Raw genomic sequence first — 19,350 nt, forward strand, 5'->3', positions numbered from 1 at the left:
TCGCGGCATGCGCCGCCCCCGCCTGCTGTTCGTCGCCACCGAAGACTGGTTCTTCGCCTCGCATTTCCTGCCGATGCTGCGGGCAGCGCGCGAGCTCGACTACGACGTCGCGGTGATCGCGCGCGAGCGGCATCACCGGCGGATCATCGAGGGTGCGGGCGCCCAGCTGATCGCGCTGGAGGCCGAGCGCCGCAGCCTCGATCCGCGCGCTTTGTTCAGGCAGGTCAGGGCGCTGAAGCGGCTGATCGAGGCCTATCGGCCGGATATCCTGCATTGCATCGCGCTGAAGCCGATCGCTTTGGCGGGGCTCGCCGGTAAGCTCGCGGGGGTGGATCGGCGGGTCTATGCGCTGACCGGGCTCGGCTTTCTCGGCGCGAGCCAGGGCTTCGTCGCCAGCGCGGCGCGGCTGGCGGCGCGGCTGTGGCTGCGCGAGGCGATCGACGGGCCCAAGGTGCGCTTCCTGTTCGAAAACCCCGACGACGCGCTGAGCCTGGGGCTCGACCCGCAGGACGCGGCCAAGGTCCGGATCGTCGGCGGGGCCGGGGTCGACCCGCTGATCCTGATGCCGCTGCCGATGCCGCCGGCACCGCCGCTCAAGGTCGCGATCGTCGCCCGCATGCTCTGGTCGAAAGGCGTCGATCTCGCGGTCGAAGCCGTGCGGCTGGCGCGGGCCGAGGGTGCGCGCGTCGAGCTGACGATCCATGGCGCGCCCGACCCGTCCAATCCCAAGGCGATCCCGCTCGAAACCCTGCAGGGCTGGACGCGGCGTCCGGGCGTCCACTGGGCCGGGGCGACCCGCGATGTCGAGGCGGTCTGGGCGGCGCATCATCTCTGCATCCTGCCGTCGCGCGGCGGCGAGGGGCTGCCGCGCACCATTCTGGAAGCCGCCTCCTGCGCCCGGCCGGTGCTGACCACGGATGTGCCGGGCTGCCGCTATTTCATCCGCGACGGGCGCGACGGGCTGGTGGTCCCGCCCGATGACCCGGCGGCGCTGGCCAAGGCGCTGATCATGCTGGCCGGCGCGCCCTCGCTGGCGGAGCGCATGGGCGCGAGCGCGCGGGCGCGGCTGCTCGACGGCTTCACCGAGCGCGACGTGATGTCCGGCGTGAAGAGCCTGTATCGCGGGCTGCTGGCGCAGCCGGGCACGGATGTGGCGGCGTGAGCGAGGTGGCGACGCTCGACCGCCGGGCGTTCATCCTGGCCCAGACGCGGCTGCTGCCGGTGCCGCATGCGCCCGAGATCCGGCTGCATGTCGCCGAGGAGGCGACGGAGCTCTGGCAGAAGACCGAGGACGAGCTTGCGGTGATCGGGCTGCCGCCGCCCTTCTGGGCCTTCGCCTGGGCGGGCGGGCAGGCGCTGGCGCGCTATCTGCTGGACCATCCGGACAGCGTGCGCGGGCGGCGCGTTCTCGATTTCGCGACGGGCTCGGGGCTCGTCGGCATCGCGGCGCTGCTGTCGGGGGCGGATACGGCGGAAGGCTGCGACATCGACCCCTTCGCGATCGAGGCGGTGGCGCTCAACGCCGCGGCCAATGGCGTCGGGATGAGCGCGATCTGCGAGGATCTGGTCGGGCGCGACGCGGGCTGGGACGTGATCTGCGCCGGGGATGTCTGCTATGAGCGCGACATGGCCGAGCGGGTCGTCGCCTGGCTGTCGACGCTGCAGGCACGCGGGGCGCAGGTGCTGATCGGCGATCCCGGGCGCGCCTATCTGCCGAAGCGGCGGCTCACGGCCCTGGCGAGCTATGAGGTGCCGGTGACGCGCTCGTTGGAGGATGCCGAGATCAAGCGCAGCACCGTCTGGCGGCTGGAGCCGGGCTGAGCCGCCGCCTCAGCCACCATGCCGGTCGAGGAAGGCCTCGACCGTCAGGCTGCGGAAATCCTGCAGCGCCGCACGCAGCCGCGCATGGTCCCAATCCCACCAGCCGAGCGCGATGAGCCGCTCGGCGATCGCTTCGGGAAACCGCTCGCGGATCGGCCGGGCGGGGTTTCCGGCGACGATGCTGTAGGGGGCGACGTCCTTGGTGACCACGGCGCCGCCCGCGACCACGGCTCCCGTGCCGATGCTGCGGCCGGGCAGGATGATCGCGCCATGGCCGATCCAGACGTCATGGCCGATGGTGACCGGCGTCGAGCGGCGCCAGGCGAAGAACGCCGCATCATCCTCGGCATCGTCGAAATAGGCGGAGGCGCGATAGGTGAAATGCGACTGGCTCGCCCGCTGCATCGGGTGGTTGCCCGGGTTGATCCGCGTATGGGCCGCGATCGAGCAGAACTTGCCGATCGAGGTGTAGATGATGCTGGAATCATTGACGACGTAGGAATAGTCGCCCATCGCGGATTCGACGAAAGCGGTGCGCGCCCCGATCTCCGTATAGCGTCCGAGTGTCGCCTCGCGGATCTGCGCGGTGGGGTCGATCACGGGCTCGGGCCCGAGTTTCCTGGCCATGACGGGTCCTCGCGCGGTTCAGCTGCTGAGCGGCACGGATTCGATCAGGCGGAAGCGGCTGTCGCGGCTCTCCTGGCGAAACAGGGCGAGGCGGTCGATCGGCACCGCTCCGGCCGGGACGGCGGCGGCGAACTCGGCTTCCAGAGCCCGTCGAACCGGCGCCACCCGCTCGGCCGGCAGGCTGCCGGTCAGCGTCATGTGGAAGCGAAAGGCATCGCCGACATAGGGGTAGCCGAAAGCTTCGAGATAGGCGCGCTGGGCCGGGGTCAGCGGCGAGCGCAGGCGCCGGGCGAGGTCGGCCTGTCCCAGGGGCGCGCGGAAGGGCTCGAACGCCTGCACGATGCGGAAGGCCAGGTCCTGCAGCGCCTGGCTCGGCTGCGCGGGTGTCAGCGCCACGAAGCTGCCGAGCGCGGAAACCGACAGCCCGGCCAGGACGACCGGAATCAGGCTCGCCGCGAGATTATGGGAAAAGGCGCGCAATTGCGCCTCGCTGCGCCCCGCCGCCAGCTCGAACGGCGCCTTCAGCGTCGCGTGAAAGCCGTAGCGGCGCGGCTCGGCCGTCAGCTCCGCCCAATCGGCCGGGTCGCAGCCGCCGGGCGGCGCGCTGGCCATGTCCTCGCCGGTGACCGCGTCATAGCCGATCACGCCGCTGCCGAAGCGCCAGAGCGCGCTCTCGGCCGGCGGCGCAAAATAGAGGGCGTAGCGCGGGCTCAAAATGCGCGCTCGCCTTGCGACCAGACCGCGCGGATGACCGGCGTCGCGCCGAGCGCACGGAACCGCACGAGATCGGCGCGCAGCCCGGGCCTGAGATGGCCGCGATCCCCCAGGCCCAGTATGTCGGCGACCTTCCAGGTCACCATCCCCATCGCCTCCGGCAAAGCGATGCCATGGTCGGCATGCAGCTTGAGCACGGCCTGCAGCAGGCTCGCCGGGACGTAATCCGAAGAGAGCCCGTCGAGCAGGCCCTTCTCCGCCAGTTCGGAGACGGAGACGCCGCCGGAATGCGAGCCGCCGCGCACGACGTTGGGCGCGCCGGCGATCGTCGCCAGGCCGCGCTGCTTGGCCGCCTCGGCCGCCTCGATCGTGGTCGGGAACTCCGAGATGACGGCGCCCGAGGCGATGCCGGCCTCGACATGATCGAGCGTGGTGTCGTCATGGGTGGCGATCGGGATGCCGCGGGACCTGAACATCTCCACCACCGCCTGCCAGTTGCGCGACACATTGGCCGCGCCCTCGCGCTGGCGCACGGCGACATCCTCCTCGAACTCGGCCTCGCTCTTGCCGTTGCCCACCGCATAGGTCCTGAGATGCTCGATATTGCGCCATTGCCGCTGGCCCGGCGTATGGTCCATCAGCGAAACCAGCTGGACGAGCTCATCGTCCTGATAGGGTTCGATGTCCTTGAGCAGGTCGGGGCTGGTGAGTTCGCAGCGCATATGGATGCGGTGGTCGATGCGGAAGACTTTTTCGCGCCGGCCCGCCGCGAGCGCGCTCATCACATCGGCGAAGATGTCCTTGCGGTAATCCTTGGCCGAGAACGGCGTTCCGGCGCAGATCGCGTCATAGACGGTGGTGACCCCCGCCGCCGCCATCTGCGCATCATGGACCAGCGCCGCGGCCAGCCCGTTCGGCCAGAACACTTTCGGCCGGGGCATGAAGTGCTTTTCCATATTGTCGGTGTGCATCTCGACCAGGCCGGGGGCGACGTAATCACCCTCCGCATCGGTCGCGCTGGACAGGGTCGAGCGGCCCCGATCGACGGCGAGGATGCCGGTCTTATCGAAGACGATGGAGCCGGTGACGACCTCGTTCTCGAGGATCAGGCGGGCATTGGTCAGGATCGTCTGCATCAGGCGGCCTTCCGGAAATCGGTGATGTCGAGATAGCGCGTCGCGACCGCCTCTCGCACAGCCTCGTCATGGAAGATACCGACGATCGCGGAGCCGGCCTGCCGCGCCTCCGCGATCAGCTGCACCACCACGTCGCGATTGGCGGCGTCGAGCGACGCAGTCGGCTCGTCGATCAGCATGATCGGCGAGGGGTCGACGAAGGAGCGGGCGATGTTGACGCGCTGCTGTTCGCCGCCGGAAAAGGTCGCCGGGGCGAGGGTCCAGAGCCGCTCGGGCAGGTTGAGCCGCGCCAGCATCGCCTGCGCCCGTTCGGTCGCCGCCTCCGGCGTCGCACCCCGCGCCAGCAGCGGATCGCGCACGATGTCGAGCGCCGAGACGCGCGGGATCACCCGCAGGAATTGCGAGACGAAGCCGAGCGTGCGGCGGCGGATCTCCAGAACGGTGCGCGGCACGGCCGAGACGATGTCGATGGCGCGCCCGTCATGGGTGATCGCGATGGTGCCGCGCGTCGGCCGGTAATTGCCGTAGAGAATGCGCAGCAGGCTGGATTTGCCGGCGCCCGACGCGCCGGCCAGGACCAGCGCCTCGCCGGCGGCGACGCTGAAGCCGACATTGTCGAAGACGGGCAGCCGCACGCCACCCTGATTATGCAGGGTGAAGCTCTTGGCGACGTTCTCGACGTGAATCATCCTGGTCATGGCTCAGTGCCTTGTGGGGAGGGCGTGACACGGGTGTGACGGAGGCGGCTGTCTCATACGGTCAGCACCGCCGATGTCAGCAGCTGGGTATAGGCGTGGTGGGGATCGTCGAGCACCTGGTCGGTCAGCCCCTGCTCGACGACATGCCCGTCCTTCATCACCATCAGCCGGTCGGTGAGCAGGCGCGCCACGGCGAGATCATGGGTGACGATGATCGCGGCGAGGCCGAGATCGCGCACCAGCACGCGCAGCAGGTCGAGCAGCCGGGCCTGGACCGACACGTCGAGCCCGCCCGTCGGCTCGTCCATGAAGACGAGCCGCGGCTCGGAGACCAGCACGCGGGCGATCTGCAGGCGCTGCTGCATCCCGCCGGAAAACTGGCGCGGCCGGTCGTCGATGCGCGCGCCGGCGATCTCGACGCGCTGCAGCCAGTCGAGCGCGCGCTCGCGGATCTGCCCGTAATGCCGGTCGCCGCGATCCATCAGCCGCTCGCCGACATTGCCGCCGGCCGAGACGTCCATGCGCAGCCCGTCGCGCGGGTTCTGGTGGACGATGCCCCAGGCCGTACGCATCAGCCGGCGGCGCTCCTGCTCGGCCAGCGCATAGATGTCGAGCGGCTGGCCCATTCCGCGGAACATGACCTCGCCGCCATCGGGGCGATCGATCCCGGCGAGGCAGCGCAGCAGGGTCGATTTGCCGGAGCCGGATTCACCGACGATGCCGAGCACCTCGCCCGGCCAGAGATCGAAGGAGACATCGGCGCAGCCGACGCGCTCGCCGTAATAGCGGCTGACGCCCGTGACCGAGAGCAACGGGGCGGGGTCGGGGGGAGAGAGATGCAGGGTCATGACCGGTTGTCCTCACAGTCCATGCGAGCGGAGCGGAGCGATCGGGGAGACATGGCGCGCGGCCCGCCGTCCTTGCGAGTGGGGCGAAGCGATCCAGGTGAAGTGGTGCACTGCCCGCCCGTCCTTGCGAGCAAAGCGAAGCAATCCAGGAGGTGTAACGCGCTGCCGCCCCTGGGTTGCTTCGTCGGCTTCGCCTCCTCGCAATGACGAGGGGGCGCGACTGCCGCCCCGTCCTTGCGAGCGGAGCGAAGCAATCCAGGAGACGTCGTGCGCTGCCGCCCCTGCGTTGCTTCGTCGGCGTTGCCTCCTCGCAATGACGGGGAGGGCTCGACTGCGGCCCCGTCCTTGCGAGCAGAGCGAAGCGATCCAGGAGACGTAGCGTGCTGCCGGCCCGTTCTTCCGAGCGGAGCGAAGCAATCCAGGAGACGTAGCGTGCCGCCGCTCCTGGGTTGCTTCGTCGGCTTTGCCTCCTCGCAATGACGGGGAGGGCGCAGGGGCGTGGGGAGGACGTGCAAGGTCATGACCCGTTCTCCCCACCGTCCTTGCGAGCGGAGCGAAGCAATCCAGGGGGCGTCGTGCACTGTTGCTCCTCGGTTGCTTCGTCGGCTTTGCCTCCTCGCAATGACGGGGAGGGCTCTACCAGCCCGTTCGCCGATGACGGGGAGGGCTCGATCAGGCCGCTCGCCGCCGCGTCACCCAGCATCGCGCCGCGATGGCCCGCGGCCCGGCGCGTCTCGCAATGATGGCTGTCGGAGCAGACGAACATGCGGCTGCCGCGATCGTCGATCACCACCTCGTCGAGATAGGAATCGGTGGCGCCGCAAAGCGCGCAGGGCTCGTCCCAGCTCTGGATGCGGAAGGGATGATCGTCGAAATCCAGGCTCCTGACGCTGGTATGCGGCGGCAGCGCATAGATGCGCTTCTCGCGGCCGGCGCCGAACAACTGCAGGGCCGGCGACATGTGCATCTTGGGATTGTCGAATTTCGGAATGGGCGAAGGCGCCATGACATAGCGGCCATTGACCAGCACCGGATAATCATAGGTCGTGGTGACCTCGCCGAAGCAGGCGATGTTCTCGTAGAGCTTGACCTGCATCAGGCCGTATTCGGCCCAGGCGTGCATCTTGCGGGTCTCGGTCTCATGCGGCTCCAGCTTGCGCAGCGGCTCGGGCTGGGGAACCTGGTAGACCAGGATCTGCCCTCGCTGCAGCGGCGCCTCCGGAATGCGGTGGCGGGTCTGGATGATCGTCGCGTCCTGCGTCGCCTCGGTGGTGCGGGCATCGGCCGTGCGTTCGAAGAAGCGGCGGATCGACACCGCATTGGTGGTGTCGTCGGCGCCCTGGTCGATGACCTTGAGCCGGTCGCTTGGGCCGATGATCGCCGCCGTCACCTGGATGCCACCCGTGCCCCAGCCACGGGCGAGCGGCATTTCGCGCGAGCCGAACGGCACCTGATAGCCGGGAATGGCCACCGCCTTGAGCAGGGCGCGGCGGATCATCCGCTTCGTCTGCTCGTCGAGATAGGCGTAATTATAGGCCGGGCTGGTCTCGCTCGACGCAGCCTCCCGGGACGAAGCCGCTTGTTGCATGGCGAAGGATCCCTGGACGGCGGCTGGAGCGGGCTGCGAACCGGCGCCGCGCGCCGGCCCGTCGCGATTTGTCTGATGGGCGCTCATTCCGCGGCCTCCGGCACGGCGTCGTCATCGGCCGCCCGGCGCGCCTCGCGCTCGCGGCGGATGCGGCGGATCAGCTCGAGCTCGCCCTGGAAATCGACATAATGCGGCAGCTTGAGATGCTCGACGAAACCGGCCGCCTCGACATTATCGGCGTGGTACAGCACGAATTCATCCTGCTGGGCCGGGTAGGTCGCGGCTTCGCCGAAGTCCCGGCATTTCAGCGCACGGTCGACCAGCGACATCGACATCGCCTTGCGCTCGGCATGGCCGAAGGCGAGGCCGTAGCCGCGGGTGAATTGCGGCGCGACCTCCTTCGAGCCGGTGAACTGGTTGACCATCTGGCATTCGGTCAGGGTGATGTCGCCGAGATCGACGGCGAAGCCGAGCTCCTCCGGCACGAATGCGACGCTGACCTCGCCGACGCGGATTTCGCCGACGAAGGGGTGATTGCCGCCGAAACCGCGCTGGACGGAGTAGCCCAGCCCGAGCAGAAAGCCCTCGTCGCCGCGCGCCATCGCCTGCAGCCGGACATCGCGCGCGGCCGGAAAGGAGACCGGCTCGCGCGTCAGGTCGAAGGGCCGGGGATCGCCCTCCGGAGGCTCCTCGGCCTCCATCAGCCCTTCGGCCCCGAGAATATCCGGGACGCGGGGCATGGTCTGATCGAGGCCGTCTGAAGCGGGCAGGGGTTTCGCGGGCTGCTCCGGCCGGTCCCCCTCCATCAGCGCGAAATCGAAGAGCCGGTGGGTGTAGTCATAGGTCGGGCCGAGCACCTGCCCGCCCGGCAGATCCTTATAGGTCGCGGAAACCCGGCGGCGGATCGCCATCCTGGCGGTGTCGACCGGCTCGGAGGAGCCGAAGCGCGGCAGGGTGGTGCGGTAGGCGCGCACCAGGAAGGCGGCCTCGATCACATCGCCCTGCGCCTGTTTCAGCGCCAGCGCGGCGAGATCGGGATCGCAGAGCGAGCCTTCGTTCATGACGCGGGCGCAGGCCAGCGCCTGCTGCTCGCGGATCTGCGCGACGCTGATCTCAGGCACAGCCTCGTCGCCGCGACGGGCTTCGGCGACGAGATCATGCGTGGCGAGGATGGCGGCCTCGCCGCCCTTGACGGCGACATACATCAGCGGGTCTCCGGACGGATCATCGCGCCCTCGGCGATCTCAGTGGAGCGCGGCAGGCCGATCAGCGCCTCGCCATGGCACAGCACGACATCGACCCCGAGCGGATAGAGCGCGGCGTTCTCCACCATCTCCTGCCAGAATCCGGGGCGCAGGCCGGCCGGCGCGACGGTTCTCCGATCGGCGATGCCCGGGCCGGAGAGGGTGACGGGGTCGCCGCCCTCGAACGCGGTGCAGGGCACCAGCACAGTCGCCGAGCGATCGGGGTATTGGTCGGTGCCGATGGCGAATTCGGAGAGGCGCGGCGCCTCCGTCCCGGCCAGCACCGCGAACAGCGCCTCGCCGGGGGCGGGCACGAGTGCCGCTCCGCAATGGAAGCGCAGCCAGGCGCCGGCGGCGCCGCTGCGCAGAAGCTCGGGCAGCCAGATCGGCGTTTCGTAATCGGCGAGCGTCAGCAGGGTGGTGGCGGCGGCGAGCCCCAGCCCCTCCGGCGGCGCGAGGGCCGCCGGCACGGTCTGGATGGTGCCCGGCTCCGACAGCGCGGCCAGCAATGCGCGGAAGGCGGCCTGTGATTCGAAGACCGGATCGGTGAAGCCGCGGGATATCTGGCGATGATCCTGCATCACGCGCCCCGGACCAGAGTGAAGAAATCGACCTTCGTGGCCGCGGCCTTGCGGGAGGCGAGGTCGCGGGCGGCGGCCTGGCGGGCGGCGAGCGCCGAGACGTGCTGCCGTAGCGGGCCGGTCTCGGCCTCCTGCTGCAGCCGCGCATCGAGAATGGCGGCGAGCCGCGCCTTGCGGCCGTCGCGGCCCAGCGCATAGGCGAAGCCCATCGCTCCATCCGCCAGCCTGACGACGCAGCGCGTCACCGTCGCCTCGCCCAGATTGAAGCGGCGGCCGGCCCCGCCGGCGCGGCCCTCGACCATGACGGTGCCGGTCTCCGGCGCCTTCAGCAGATCATGCGCCGGCAAATCGGCACCTAGGACGGCCTCGATCTCGCTGCGGCTGGCCCGGGCCAGCACCGCCATCCAGCGCTGCCTCTCGCTTGTCTGCGTCATCCCATGCGCTCTCTGGTCAATCTTCAATGTCTAGACTATGCTAGTCTAGCTGCCGTGAAAGGTCTATACATTTTGGATGAAACTTTGATGACGCCCGCTCCGGAAGGCGCCGGGGCCGATGGCGGGACGGCCTGGCGGCGCATCGCCGATACGCTGGCTTCCGCCATCGCCAAGGGCGATTACGCGCCCGGCGACACGCTGCCGGCCTCCGTCGCGCTGGCCGAGCATTATGGCGTGCACCGCCATACGGTGCGGCAGGCGTTCCGCTATCTCGCCGAGCAGGGGCTGGTGACCGTGGCACGTGGGCGGGGCACGCAGGTCAGCGCACCGCGCTTTCCCTATCGCATCGGCCGGCGCGTCAGCATGCGGGCCAATTTCGGCGCGGCGGGCATTCCGGTGTCGAGCGCGTTGCTGGCGGCGGAGATCACGGCCGGGCCGGAAGATATCTGCGCCCGCCTGAACCTGCCGGAGGCGACGGAGCTGTGGCGACTCGAGACGCTGAGCCTGGCGGGAGGCGTGCCGGTCGGCACCGGGGTGCATTGGCTGGAGGCGGCTCGCTTTCCCGGCTTCGACACCAGGCTCGCCGATGCCGGCGCCTCGATCACCGCGGCGTTCAAGGCCGCCGGCATTCCGGATTATCTGCGGCTGTCGACGCGGCTTTCGGCGCGGCTGGCGGATGAGCGCGAGGCGCTGCTCTTGAAGATCGCGCCGGGCGCAGCGGTGATGCTGTCCTCGGCGGTCGATGCGCTGCCGGACCTGGCGCCGATCCATCTGGTCGACAGCGTCTTCGCCGGGGAACGGATGGAGATGGTGGTGGAGCCCTTCGCCGAGTGAGCGCGGGCTCCCCACCGCTCGTCAGATCGCGCGCCTGCCGATGATCGCGAAACGCAGCCGGCTGGAGATGAAATCGATCACCGTGACCGCGGCGAGGATCAGCAGGATCAGGAAGGAGACCTGCTGCCATTCCAGCGTGCGGATCGTCTCCGAGAGATAGAGCCCGATGCCGCCGGCCCCGACGATGCCGATGATGGTGGAGGAGCGGGTGTTGGATTCGATGTAGTACAGCACCTGGCTGGCGATCACCGGCAGCACCTGCGGGATCAGCCCGAAGCGGATCTGCTGGAACCGGCCGCCGCCCATCGAGGTGACACCTTCGACCGGCTTGCGGTCGGACGCCTCGATCGCTTCGGAATAGAGCTTGCCGAAGGCGCCGAGATCGCTGGTCATGATGGCCAGCATTCCGGCGAAGGGACCGAGGCCGACGACATTCACCCAGATCAGCGCCCAGATCAGCGCGTCGACGCCGCGGATCGAATCGAGGGAGCGGCGGGCGAAGAAATGCACGATGCGGTTGGCGACGACGTTGCGAGCCGCGATGAAACCCAGCGGAAAGGCGAGGATCGCGGCCAGGATCGTGCCGAGAAAGGCGATGGCGATGGTCTCGAACAGCGCCTTGACGAAGAGCAGGGCGCGCGCGAGGGAGCCCGGATCGGGCGGGAGCATCAGCACGATGAAGGTGCCGAGATTGCCGAACCCCGCGATGATGCGCCCCGGCGAGATCTCGAGCGTCGACAGCCCATAGACGAAGAGGCCGAGGAGCAGGACGAGGATCGCGGCGGTGGCCAGTTTGCGGCGCAGCGAGCCGTCGATGACGGCGCGGTGCCGCGCCAGCAGGTCGCTGCGCTGGGCGGCGGTGAGGGCGAGGCTCATCGTTGATGCTCCAGGCTGATCAGCGCATGGCGCAGGCGCTCGGTGCCATAGTCGATCAGCATCACCGTCGCGATGATGAGCAGCAGGATCGCGCTGATGTCGGTGAAGTAGAATTTGCGGATGGCCTCGATCAGATCCTGGCCGATGCCGCCGGCCCCGACGAAGCCCATGATCGAGGCGCCGCGGACATTGATCTCGAACCGGAGCAGCGCGTAGCTGGCGAAGTTCGACAGCACCTGCGGCACCACGGCGAAGCGGATGACCTGCCACCAGCTGGCGCCGGTCGCGACCAGGCCGTCGACCGGCTTCATGTCGATGTTCTCGACGACTTCGGAGAAGAGCTTGCCCATCGCGCCGGTGGTGTGGATGGCGATGGCGAGGACACCGGGCAGCGGCCCCAGGCCGAAGGCGATCACGAAGATCAGCGCGAAGACGATCTCCGGAACGGTGCGGCAGAATTCGAGATAGCGGCGGGTGGCGAAGCGCAGCCAGCCATTGCTGCCGAGATTGGCGGCGGCGACGAAGCAGAGCAGGAAGCCGCCGACCGCGCCGAGCAGAGTGCCGACATAGGCGATCAGGATGGTCTGCCAGAGCAGCTTCAGCCAGCCCTTCCAGCCCCAATACCATTCCGCGAAATCCGCGCCGAGGCTCTGCCAGCGCAGCACCGGCACGGTCTCGAGGATGTATTTGGGGAAACGCCAGGCATTGGCGGCGAATTTCTCGAGATCGACCTCGGAGCCGATGGCGGCGAGCCAGATCAGCAGCGCCAGCACCGCCGCGCCGATCAGCGTCTGCCGACGCTTGGTGGCCATGGCGGCGGCATAGCGCGCCTGATGGGCGCGAATGGCCGGGTCGTTGCGGTCGATCGCGAGGGTCATGGCTGATCTTTCGTGGCGGAGCGGGCCGATCGCCATGCGACCGGCCGGTTCCGTCAGGCGCACGCTCCGGGACAGGAACCCCCGCCCGGGGGTGCCGTGCGTCACTGGGCGCGCGTTTAATGGTCGGGCCGGGCCCGACCATGACGGCCGAGGGCGAGCGCCTCAGGAGGACTTCTTCTTGCGCAGGGCGTCGACGAATTTGTTGAGCTCGATGATCGGCTCATAGGCCTTGTTGTCGACGGCTTGGAGCGGGCCCTGCTTGCCCTCGTAGATCTTGTCGAAGGCGGCCTTGTCCCGGGTCGAGAGGTTCAGGACCGCGTCGCGGATCTTGGTCTTGAGGTCGGCCGGCAGTTCGCTGAGATAGGCCATCGGCGAATTCACGATCTGCGCGGATTTGTAGATGATGCGGAAATCATCCGGCTTGGCCATGTTCTTGCGGGCCATGCGCAGCAGGTTCGATTCCTGCTCGTCGTTCCACCAATTGGCGGCGACATCGACCGTGCCTTGGCCGAGCGCGATGATCGCGTTCTCATGGCTGCCGGCATAGACGACCTTGGAGAAGAAGGTCTCGGGGTCGATCTTCATGCCGTCGAGAACGAAGCGCGGCACATTATTGCCGGAGGTGGAGTTGGGATCGACGAGGCCGAGATTCTTGCCCTTGAGATCCTCGATCTTCTGATAGGGCGAATCCTTCTTCACGTAGAAGACGGAATAATAGCCCTTGGTCCCGTCGAGATTGGTCTCGATCGCGAAGGCGTCGATCTTGGCGCCGGTCATCAGGGCGCGGGCGAAAGAGGCCGGGCCATACATGCCGATATGGATGTTGCCGGCGCGCTGGCCCTCGATCAGGGCGGCGTAGTCGCTGGCGATGCGGAGCGTCACCTTGGTGCCGAGCTCCTTGGCGAGATAGGTCACGAAGGGGGTGTAGCGCTCGACCACGCCGGAGGCGTTCTCCGCCGGGATGATGGCGAAGACCAGCTCGGGATATTTCGCCTTCCAGTCCTGGGCGATGGCCGGGGCGGTGAGCGTGGCGGCGAGGCCGGTCGCGGCGAGCGCGAGCGTGTGGCGGCGGGTCAGCATGGAGGTGCTCCTGAGGGTGAAGGATTGAAGCGAAAGGCGAAGGCTCGTCGTGGGCCGGTCAGGCGGCGCTCTGCTTGGCGCGCTGCGCCTCTTCTTGGGCGATGGCCTGGAGATGCTGCAGCGCCTCGGCGCCGGCATCCTTGGCCTCGATCCCGTAGAGCTCGCTCGCGACCTCCGCGGTCAGCTCGTGCGGGGCTCCGTCGAAGACGATCCTGCCGGCGGCCATGCCGATCAGCCGGTCGCAATATTTCGCCGCGATATCGAGATGGTGGAGATTGCAGATGACGGTGATCCCGTCCTCCCGGTTGATCCGGAACAGGGCGTCCATCACCACCTGGGTGTTGCGCGGATCGAGCGAGGCGATCGGCTCGTCGGCGAGGATGATGCTGGGCTCCTGCACCAGCGCCCGGGCGATGGCGACGCGCTGCTGCTGGCCGCCGGAGAGGGTCTCGGCGCGCTGCGCGAGATAGGCGCCCATGTCGAGCCTCTCCAGGGCGGCGATGGCGCGGATCTTGTCGTCCTGCGAGAAGCTCTTGACCAGGGTCAGCGCCGCCGCGCGATGGTTGAGGCGGCCGAGCAGGACATTGGTCAGCACGTCGAGCCGGCCGACCAGGTTGAACTGCTGGAAGATCATCGCCGTGTCGCGGCGCCAGGCGCGCAGGCTGGCGCCCCTCAGCCTGGTGACGTCGCGGTCACCCGAGAGGATCCTGCCCTCGCTCGGGTCCGACAGGCGGTTGATCATCCGCAGCAAGGTGGATTTGCCGGCTCCCGAGCGGCCGATGATGCCGACCATCTCGCCCTTCGGGATGGAGAGGGAGACGTTGTCCACGGCCGGCTTGTCGCCGAAGCACTTGGTCAGGCCTTCGATGCGAAGCATGAGGTCGGTCCCGCTTGCGGTGGTGATGCGCGCGCACCGACAAGGCGAGATGCCGTCCGGAAGCGCTCACGTCTGTGCGGAAGCGCTAGAAGCCCTGCATGACAGGGCGGTGACATCGGGATGACGCTGTGTTGACAGCCGGCGGGTCGCCTCAGGCCGAGCGGAGGATCATCTCCACGCATTCGCGGGTGTAGAGGCGGCGTTCGGCGCGGTCCATGGGCGCTATGCCCAGCAGAGCGCGGCGCTGGTGGAAGCCGCCGATCATGCCGATGAACTGCTCGGCCAGGCGACGGGCCCGCGCCGGCGCCAGCGCGGAGAGCCCGGCTTCACCAACTCGTGAACGCTGCACCAGCAGCTCCGAGAGCTCGTCCAGCATGCGGCTCGCCCCGGCCTGATAGGCGGTCTGGCCGAGCTCCGGGACGCGCGCCACCGCGGTCAGCAGCAGCCGATGCAGTTCGAGCGAGGCCGGCTCGCACATCATCGCCTGCACATCCTCCGCCAGCTGCAGCAGGAGATCCTCCAGGCTGGCCTCGGTATTGGCGGGGGTTCGCAGCGGGATCGTCAGTTTTTCGGTCAGTTCCGTACAGATCGCCCTGAACAATCCCTGCTTGTCGGCGAAGTGGCTGTATATGGTCTGCTTCGACACGCCGGCCCGCTGCGCGATCTGGTCCAGGCTCGCACGCTCGAAGCCTTCCGCCAGGAAGATCTCCGAGGCGGCCTTCACGATGGCCCGTTGTTTTGCAGGGCGGGGCCTATCCGACGGCAGGGCTTTTGCATTACGTATCTGGCCAGGGCTTCGGGCCGGACTCCGCCCAGCATCCGGGCGCGCTGACATCTGCGTGTGCGAGGTTGATCGGGTCATGCTTCCGCCCATATGGGAATCTATCAAACTGGACCGTCCAGTCCAATCTAGTGATGCGAAAGCGGAGCGTCCAGCCCGATGAAGCGGTTCCTTCTCCTCCTCGTGCTCGCCGGACTCGCCGGCGGCGGGTACTATGCCTTCACGCTGCATCAGAAGCAGGGTGCGCAGCAGGCACGGGCCAATACGGCACCGGCCCAGCGCGCCGGCGTTCCGGTCGAAGTCGGCAAGGTCGAGCTGATGACGGTGAATGAGGAGGTCGAGGCGCTCGGCACGCTCGCCGCCGACGAATCCGTGGTGATCGCGCCGGAGATCGCGGGGCGCGTCGTGGCGCTCGGCTTCAAGGAAGGCGACCGCGTCAAGAAGGGGCAGGAGCTCGTCAAGCTCGACACCGCGATCCTCGACGCCGAGCTGAAGCAGCTGCAGGCGGATCTCGGCCTGGCCCGCGACACCTTCGAGCGCAACCGCTCGCTGAGCCAGCGCGGGGTCGGCACCCAGGTCGCGCTGGACGAGGCGACCGCCAAGCTGGCTTCCGCCGAGGCGCGCGTGCAGCTGGCCCAGGCCAAGCTCGCCCAATCCACGATCAGGGCGCCGTTCGACGGCGTCGTCGGCCTGCGCTCGGTCAGCGTCGGGGATTTCGTCGCCGGCGGCAAGACGCTGGTCACCTTGACCAATATCGATCCGATCAAGGTGGATTTCCGCGTGCCCGAGATCTTCCTGTCGCGGGTCAAGGTCGGCCAGGCGATCAGCATCAAGGTCGATGCGCTGGCCGGGCGGGAATTCGAGGGTCGCATCTTCGCCATCGATCCGGTGGTCGACATCAACGGCCGGGCGATCCGCCTGCGCGCCAGCGTGCCCAATGCCGATCTGGCGCTGAAGCCCGGGCTCTTCGCCCGCATCGTGATCCAGGTCGACCAGCGCGAGAACGCCATGGTCGTGCCGGAGACGGCGGTGATGCCCGACGGCGTCGGCAAGATGGTCTATGTCGTGGAGAACGGGAAGGCCAAGCGCGTCTCGGTCGAGATCGGCAAGCGGCTGCCGGGCAAGGTCGAGGTGGTGAAGGGCCTGACCTCCGGGATGCAGATCGTGACCGCCGGGCAGATGCGGCTGCGCGACGGCGCGACCGTCGCGATCAAGGAGAAGCCCGTCCAGACGAGCGCCGTGCGATGAGCCTGTTCGAACTCTTCGTCCGCCGGCCGGTCCTCTCCACCGTCCTCAGCCTGCTCGTCGTGCTGATCGGCGCGGTGTCCTATACGCGGCTCAGCGTCCGCGAATATCCCAATATCGACGAGCCGACCGTCTCGGTGCGAACCGTCTATACCGGCGCCAGCGCCGAGATCATCGAGACGCAGGTCACGCAGATCCTCGAGAACTCGATCGCCGGGATCGAAGGCATCGAGATCATCAACTCGACCAGCCGCCAGGAACAGAGCAACATCACCGTGCGCTTCCGGCCCGACGTCGATCCCGACGTCGCGGCCTCGGATGTGCGCGACCGCGCCAGCCGCGTCCGCGGCCGCATGCCGAGCGAGATCGACGAACCGATCATCGCCAAGGTCGAGGCGGACGCGCAGCCGATCATCTTCATGTCGCTGACCAGCTCGCAGCACAACCCGCTCGAGCTGACCGATTTCGCCGACCGCTTCATCACCGACCGCGTCCAGAACATCACCGGCGTCGCCGAGGTGCAGATCCGCGGCGAGCGGCGCTATGCGATGCGCGTCTGGCTCGATCGGGCGCGGATGTCGGCCTACAACATCACGGTGCAGGAGATCGAGGCGGCGATCCGCGCGCAGAACGTCGAGATTCCCTCCGGCCGCATCGAGAGCAACAACCGCGAATTCACGGTGCTCTCGCAGACCGGGCTGACGACGCCGGAGCAGTTCCAGCAGATCGTGATCAAGGACGCCAACGGCTTCGCGATCAAGCTGCGCGACGTCGCGCGGGTCGAGCTCGGCGCGCTGGCGGAGCGCAACGCCGCCTGGTTCAGCGGCCAGTCCTCGGTGACGATCGGCATCGTCAAGCAGGCCACCGCCAATCCGCTCGACGTCTCCGCCGGCATCCGCGCGGCGCTGCCCGAGATCACCGAGGATCTGCCCGACGGCATGCGCCTGGCCATGTCCTATGACAGCTCGATCTTCATCGACCGCTCGATCAAGGCCGTCTACACCACGATCGCCGAAGCCATCGTGCTGGTCGTGCTGATCATCTTCATCTTCCTGCGCTCCTTCCGCGCGACCCTGATCCCGCTGGTCACCATCCCGGTCTCGCTGATCGGCGCCTTCTCGCTGATGTATGCGCTGGGATTCTCGGTCAACACGCTGACGCTGCTCTCGATGGTGCTGGCTATCGGCCTCGTCGTCGACGACGCCATCGTGGTGCTGGAGAACATCCACCGCCATATCGAGGACGGCATGGAGCCGACGGCGGCCTCGGTGCGCGGCATCAAGGAGATCGCCTTCGCCGTGGTGGCGATGACGCTGACGCTGGTCGCCGTCTACGCGCCGATGGCGTTTTCGACCGGGCGGACCGGCAAGCTCTTCATCGAATTCGCGCTGACCCTGGCCGGGGCGGTGCTGGTCTCGGGCTTCGTCGCGCTGACGCTGACGCCGATGATGTGCGCCAAGCTGCTCCGGCACAGCGAGAAGCACAGCTGGCTCTACAATCTGCTGGAGCGCGGCTTCGACGCGCTGTCGCGCGGCTATCGCGCCTCGCTGCGCGGCGCGTTGCGGGTGCGCCCGCTGATCGTGCTGCTCGCCATCGGCGTCGCCGGCGGCAGCTATTACTTCTTCACCCATCTGCGCTCGGAACTGGCGCCGGTCGAGGATCGCGGCACGATCACCGCCATCGGCGTGGCGCCGGAGGGGGCGACGCTGGCCTTCACCGCCGATTACGCGCGCCGCATCGAGGATTATTTCAGCAAGGTGCAGGAGGTCGACACCTATCTCGTCATCGTCGGCTTCCCCGACGTGACCCGCGCCATCGCCTTCGCGCGGCTGAAGCCCTGGGAACAGCGCGAGCGCAAGCAGCAGGACATCGTCGCCGACATCAATCGCGGCCTGTCGCAGATCCCCGGCATCCGGCTCTTCGCCACCAACCCGCCTTCGCTCGGCGGCGGCGGCGCCAGCTCGCGGCCGGTCGAGTTCGTGCTGCGCTCGGCGGAGCCCTATGAGCAGATCAAGGGCTATGTCGACCAGCTGATCGGCGCGGTGCAGGGCAATCCCGCGCTGACCAACGTCGAATCCAACCTCATCCTCGACAAGCCGCAGATCAAGGTGACGATCGACCGGCAGCGCGCCGCCGATCTCGGAGTGAATATCGACGTCATCGGCCGCACCATGGAAACGCTGCTCGGCGGCCGCCAGGTCACCCGCTTCAACATGAACGGCGAACAATACGACGTCGTCATCCAGGTCGCGGGCGAGGATCGCAACACGCCGCAGGCGCTGCAGACGATCTATCTGGTCGGCCGCGGCGGCGCCACGGTGCAGCTGTCGAGCCTGGTGAAGGTCGAGGAGGGCGTGGCGCCCAAGGAGCTGATCCGCTTCAACCAGCTGCGTTCGGCCACGATCACCGCCGTGCCCGCGCCCGGCTATTCGCTCGGCGATGCGCTGGCCGTGCTGGAAGCGGAGGCCAAGCGCGTGCTGCCGGCCACGGTGCAGATCGACTATTCCGGCCAGAGCCGCGAGTTCAAGCAGTCCGGCTCGTCGATCGCGCTCGTCTTCCTGCTGGCGCTGGGCTTCATCTATCTCGTGCTGGCGGCGCAGTTCGAGAGCTTCATCGACCCGATCGTGATCATGGTTTCGGTGCCGCTCTCCCTCACCGGGGCGCTAGCGGCACTGTATTTCGCCGGGGGCACGATGAACGTCTACAGCCAGATCGGGCTGATCACGCTCGTCGGCCTGATCACCAAGCACGGCATCCTGATCCTGGAATTCACCAACCAGCTTCGGGAGGAAGGCAAGGAGATGGTCGAGGCGCTGGTCGCGGCGGCCGAACTGCGCCTGCGCCCGATCCTGATGACCACGGGCGCGATGGTGCTGGGCGCGGTGCCGCTGGCGCTGGCGAGCGGCGCCGGCGCCGAGAGCCGCGCGCAGATCGGCTGGGTGATCGTCGGCGGCATGACCTTCGGCACGCTGCTCACGCTCTATGTCGTGCCGGTCGCCTATACCTACCTCGCCCGCAAGCAGCGGGCGGTGCATGCGGACAAGCCGCTGCCGGCGATGCATCCGGCGGAGTGAGGAGGCGGCCGCGG

At 68.2% G+C, this 19,350-nt stretch carries 18 protein-coding genes and 1 pseudogene; 5 read left to right on the top strand and 14 right to left on the bottom strand.

The features are described 5' to 3' along the window. The first annotated feature begins 7 nt into the window (after positions 1 to 7). Positions 8 to 1,162 (top strand): glycosyltransferase family 4 protein, encoded by a 1,155-nt coding sequence (locus tag ASG72_RS18775; RefSeq protein ID WP_056715879.1) that lies wholly within the window; start codon positions 8 to 10, stop codon positions 1,160 to 1,162. Continuing rightward, the gene (locus ASG72_RS18780) at positions 1,159 to 1,821 is read left to right on the top strand and encodes a methyltransferase (RefSeq protein ID WP_056715880.1); all 663 of its coding nucleotides are present in this window, start codon (positions 1,159 to 1,161) and stop codon (positions 1,819 to 1,821) included. The genes ASG72_RS18775 and ASG72_RS18780 overlap by 4 nt, the downstream gene beginning before the upstream one ends. A 9-nt stretch (positions 1,822 to 1,830) precedes the next feature. Here ASG72_RS18780 and ASG72_RS18785 read toward each other — a convergent pair whose 3' ends face one another. The 9 genes and pseudogenes from ASG72_RS18785 to phnG all read right to left on the bottom strand — a co-directional run bounded on the left by ASG72_RS18785 (position 1,831) and on the right by phnG (position 9,691). After that, positions 1,831 to 2,448, bottom strand: coding sequence for a chloramphenicol acetyltransferase (locus ASG72_RS18785; protein ID WP_056715881.1), 618 nt, complete (start codon positions 2,446 to 2,448; stop codon positions 1,831 to 1,833). Between the two features lie 18 nt (positions 2,449 to 2,466). Next, positions 2,467 to 3,162, bottom strand: coding sequence for a DUF1045 domain-containing protein (locus ASG72_RS18790; RefSeq protein ID WP_082540482.1), 696 nt, complete (start codon positions 3,160 to 3,162; stop codon positions 2,467 to 2,469). Continuing rightward, a complete protein-coding gene (locus tag ASG72_RS18795; protein WP_056715883.1) occupies positions 3,159 to 4,298 on the bottom strand; it encodes an alpha-D-ribose 1-methylphosphonate 5-triphosphate diphosphatase in 1,140 nt (379 codons plus the stop codon). Before ASG72_RS18795 ends, ASG72_RS18790 begins: the two co-directional genes overlap by 4 nt. Next, a complete protein-coding gene (phnL, locus tag ASG72_RS18800; RefSeq protein ID WP_056715886.1) occupies positions 4,298 to 4,996 on the bottom strand; it encodes a phosphonate C-P lyase system protein PhnL in 699 nt (232 codons plus the stop codon). The genes ASG72_RS18795 and phnL overlap by 1 nt, the downstream gene beginning before the upstream one ends. 53 nt (positions 4,997 to 5,049) lie before the next feature. Further along, positions 5,050 to 5,844, bottom strand: coding sequence for a phosphonate C-P lyase system protein PhnK (gene phnK, locus ASG72_RS18805; RefSeq protein ID WP_056715889.1), 795 nt, complete (start codon positions 5,842 to 5,844; stop codon positions 5,050 to 5,052). Between the two features lie 700 nt (positions 5,845 to 6,544). After that, positions 6,545 to 7,432 (bottom strand): annotated as a pseudogene (locus ASG72_RS18810) (alpha-D-ribose 1-methylphosphonate 5-phosphate C-P-lyase PhnJ); the annotation flags it as partial. Between the two features lie 83 nt (positions 7,433 to 7,515). Further along, positions 7,516 to 8,637, bottom strand: a complete 1,122-nt coding sequence (locus ASG72_RS18815; protein WP_056715892.1) for a carbon-phosphorus lyase complex subunit PhnI — start codon at positions 8,635 to 8,637, stop codon at positions 7,516 to 7,518. Continuing rightward, on the bottom strand, positions 8,637 to 9,257 hold the full coding sequence (gene phnH / locus ASG72_RS18820; protein WP_056715895.1) for a phosphonate C-P lyase system protein PhnH: 621 nt from the start codon (positions 9,255 to 9,257) through the stop codon (positions 8,637 to 8,639). Before phnH ends, ASG72_RS18815 begins: the two co-directional genes overlap by 1 nt. Beyond that, positions 9,257 to 9,691, bottom strand: a complete 435-nt coding sequence (phnG, locus tag ASG72_RS18825; RefSeq protein WP_056715897.1) for a phosphonate C-P lyase system protein PhnG — start codon at positions 9,689 to 9,691, stop codon at positions 9,257 to 9,259. Before phnG ends, phnH begins: the two co-directional genes overlap by 1 nt. An 87-nt stretch (positions 9,692 to 9,778) precedes the next feature. Between phnG and phnF the strand changes: the two genes are divergently transcribed. Continuing rightward, entirely contained in the window at positions 9,779 to 10,525 is a 747-nt protein-coding gene (gene phnF / locus ASG72_RS18830; protein WP_056715900.1) for a phosphonate metabolism transcriptional regulator PhnF, read from the top strand. A gap of 21 nt (positions 10,526 to 10,546) precedes the next feature. On the opposite strand, the gene phnE (ASG72_RS18835) is transcribed toward phnF, so the two are convergent. The 5 genes from phnE (ASG72_RS18835) to ASG72_RS20915 form a co-directional block, all read right to left on the bottom strand. Next, a complete protein-coding gene (phnE, locus tag ASG72_RS18835) occupies positions 10,547 to 11,401 on the bottom strand; it encodes a phosphonate ABC transporter, permease protein PhnE (protein ID WP_056715903.1) in 855 nt (284 codons plus the stop codon). After that, positions 11,398 to 12,279 (bottom strand): phosphonate ABC transporter, permease protein PhnE, encoded by an 882-nt coding sequence (gene phnE, locus ASG72_RS18840; RefSeq protein ID WP_056715906.1) that lies wholly within the window; start codon positions 12,277 to 12,279, stop codon positions 11,398 to 11,400. Before phnE (ASG72_RS18840) ends, phnE (ASG72_RS18835) begins: the two co-directional genes overlap by 4 nt. A 162-nt stretch (positions 12,280 to 12,441) precedes the next feature. Then, positions 12,442 to 13,359, bottom strand: coding sequence for a phosphonate ABC transporter substrate-binding protein (gene phnD, locus ASG72_RS18845; RefSeq protein ID WP_056715908.1), 918 nt, complete (start codon positions 13,357 to 13,359; stop codon positions 12,442 to 12,444). A gap of 58 nt (positions 13,360 to 13,417) precedes the next feature. After that, positions 13,418 to 14,236, bottom strand: coding sequence for a phosphonate ABC transporter ATP-binding protein (phnC, locus tag ASG72_RS18850; RefSeq protein WP_082540484.1), 819 nt, complete (start codon positions 14,234 to 14,236; stop codon positions 13,418 to 13,420). 151 nt (positions 14,237 to 14,387) lie between these two features. Continuing rightward, entirely contained in the window at positions 14,388 to 14,960 is a 573-nt protein-coding gene (locus ASG72_RS20915; protein ID WP_056715909.1) for a TetR/AcrR family transcriptional regulator, read from the bottom strand. A gap of 216 nt (positions 14,961 to 15,176) precedes the next feature. Between ASG72_RS20915 and ASG72_RS18860 the strand changes: the two genes are divergently transcribed. Further along, on the top strand, positions 15,177 to 16,265 hold the full coding sequence (locus tag ASG72_RS18860) for an efflux RND transporter periplasmic adaptor subunit (RefSeq protein ID WP_056715910.1): 1,089 nt from the start codon (positions 15,177 to 15,179) through the stop codon (positions 16,263 to 16,265). Further along, a complete protein-coding gene (locus ASG72_RS18865; RefSeq protein WP_056715911.1) occupies positions 16,262 to 19,336 on the top strand; it encodes an efflux RND transporter permease subunit in 3,075 nt (1,024 codons plus the stop codon). The genes ASG72_RS18860 and ASG72_RS18865 overlap by 4 nt, the downstream gene beginning before the upstream one ends. The last annotated feature ends 14 nt before the right edge of the window (positions 19,337 to 19,350 follow it).

Source organism: Allobosea sp. Leaf344 (assembly GCF_001426225.1).
Lineage (GTDB): Bacteria > Pseudomonadota > Alphaproteobacteria > Rhizobiales > Beijerinckiaceae > Allobosea.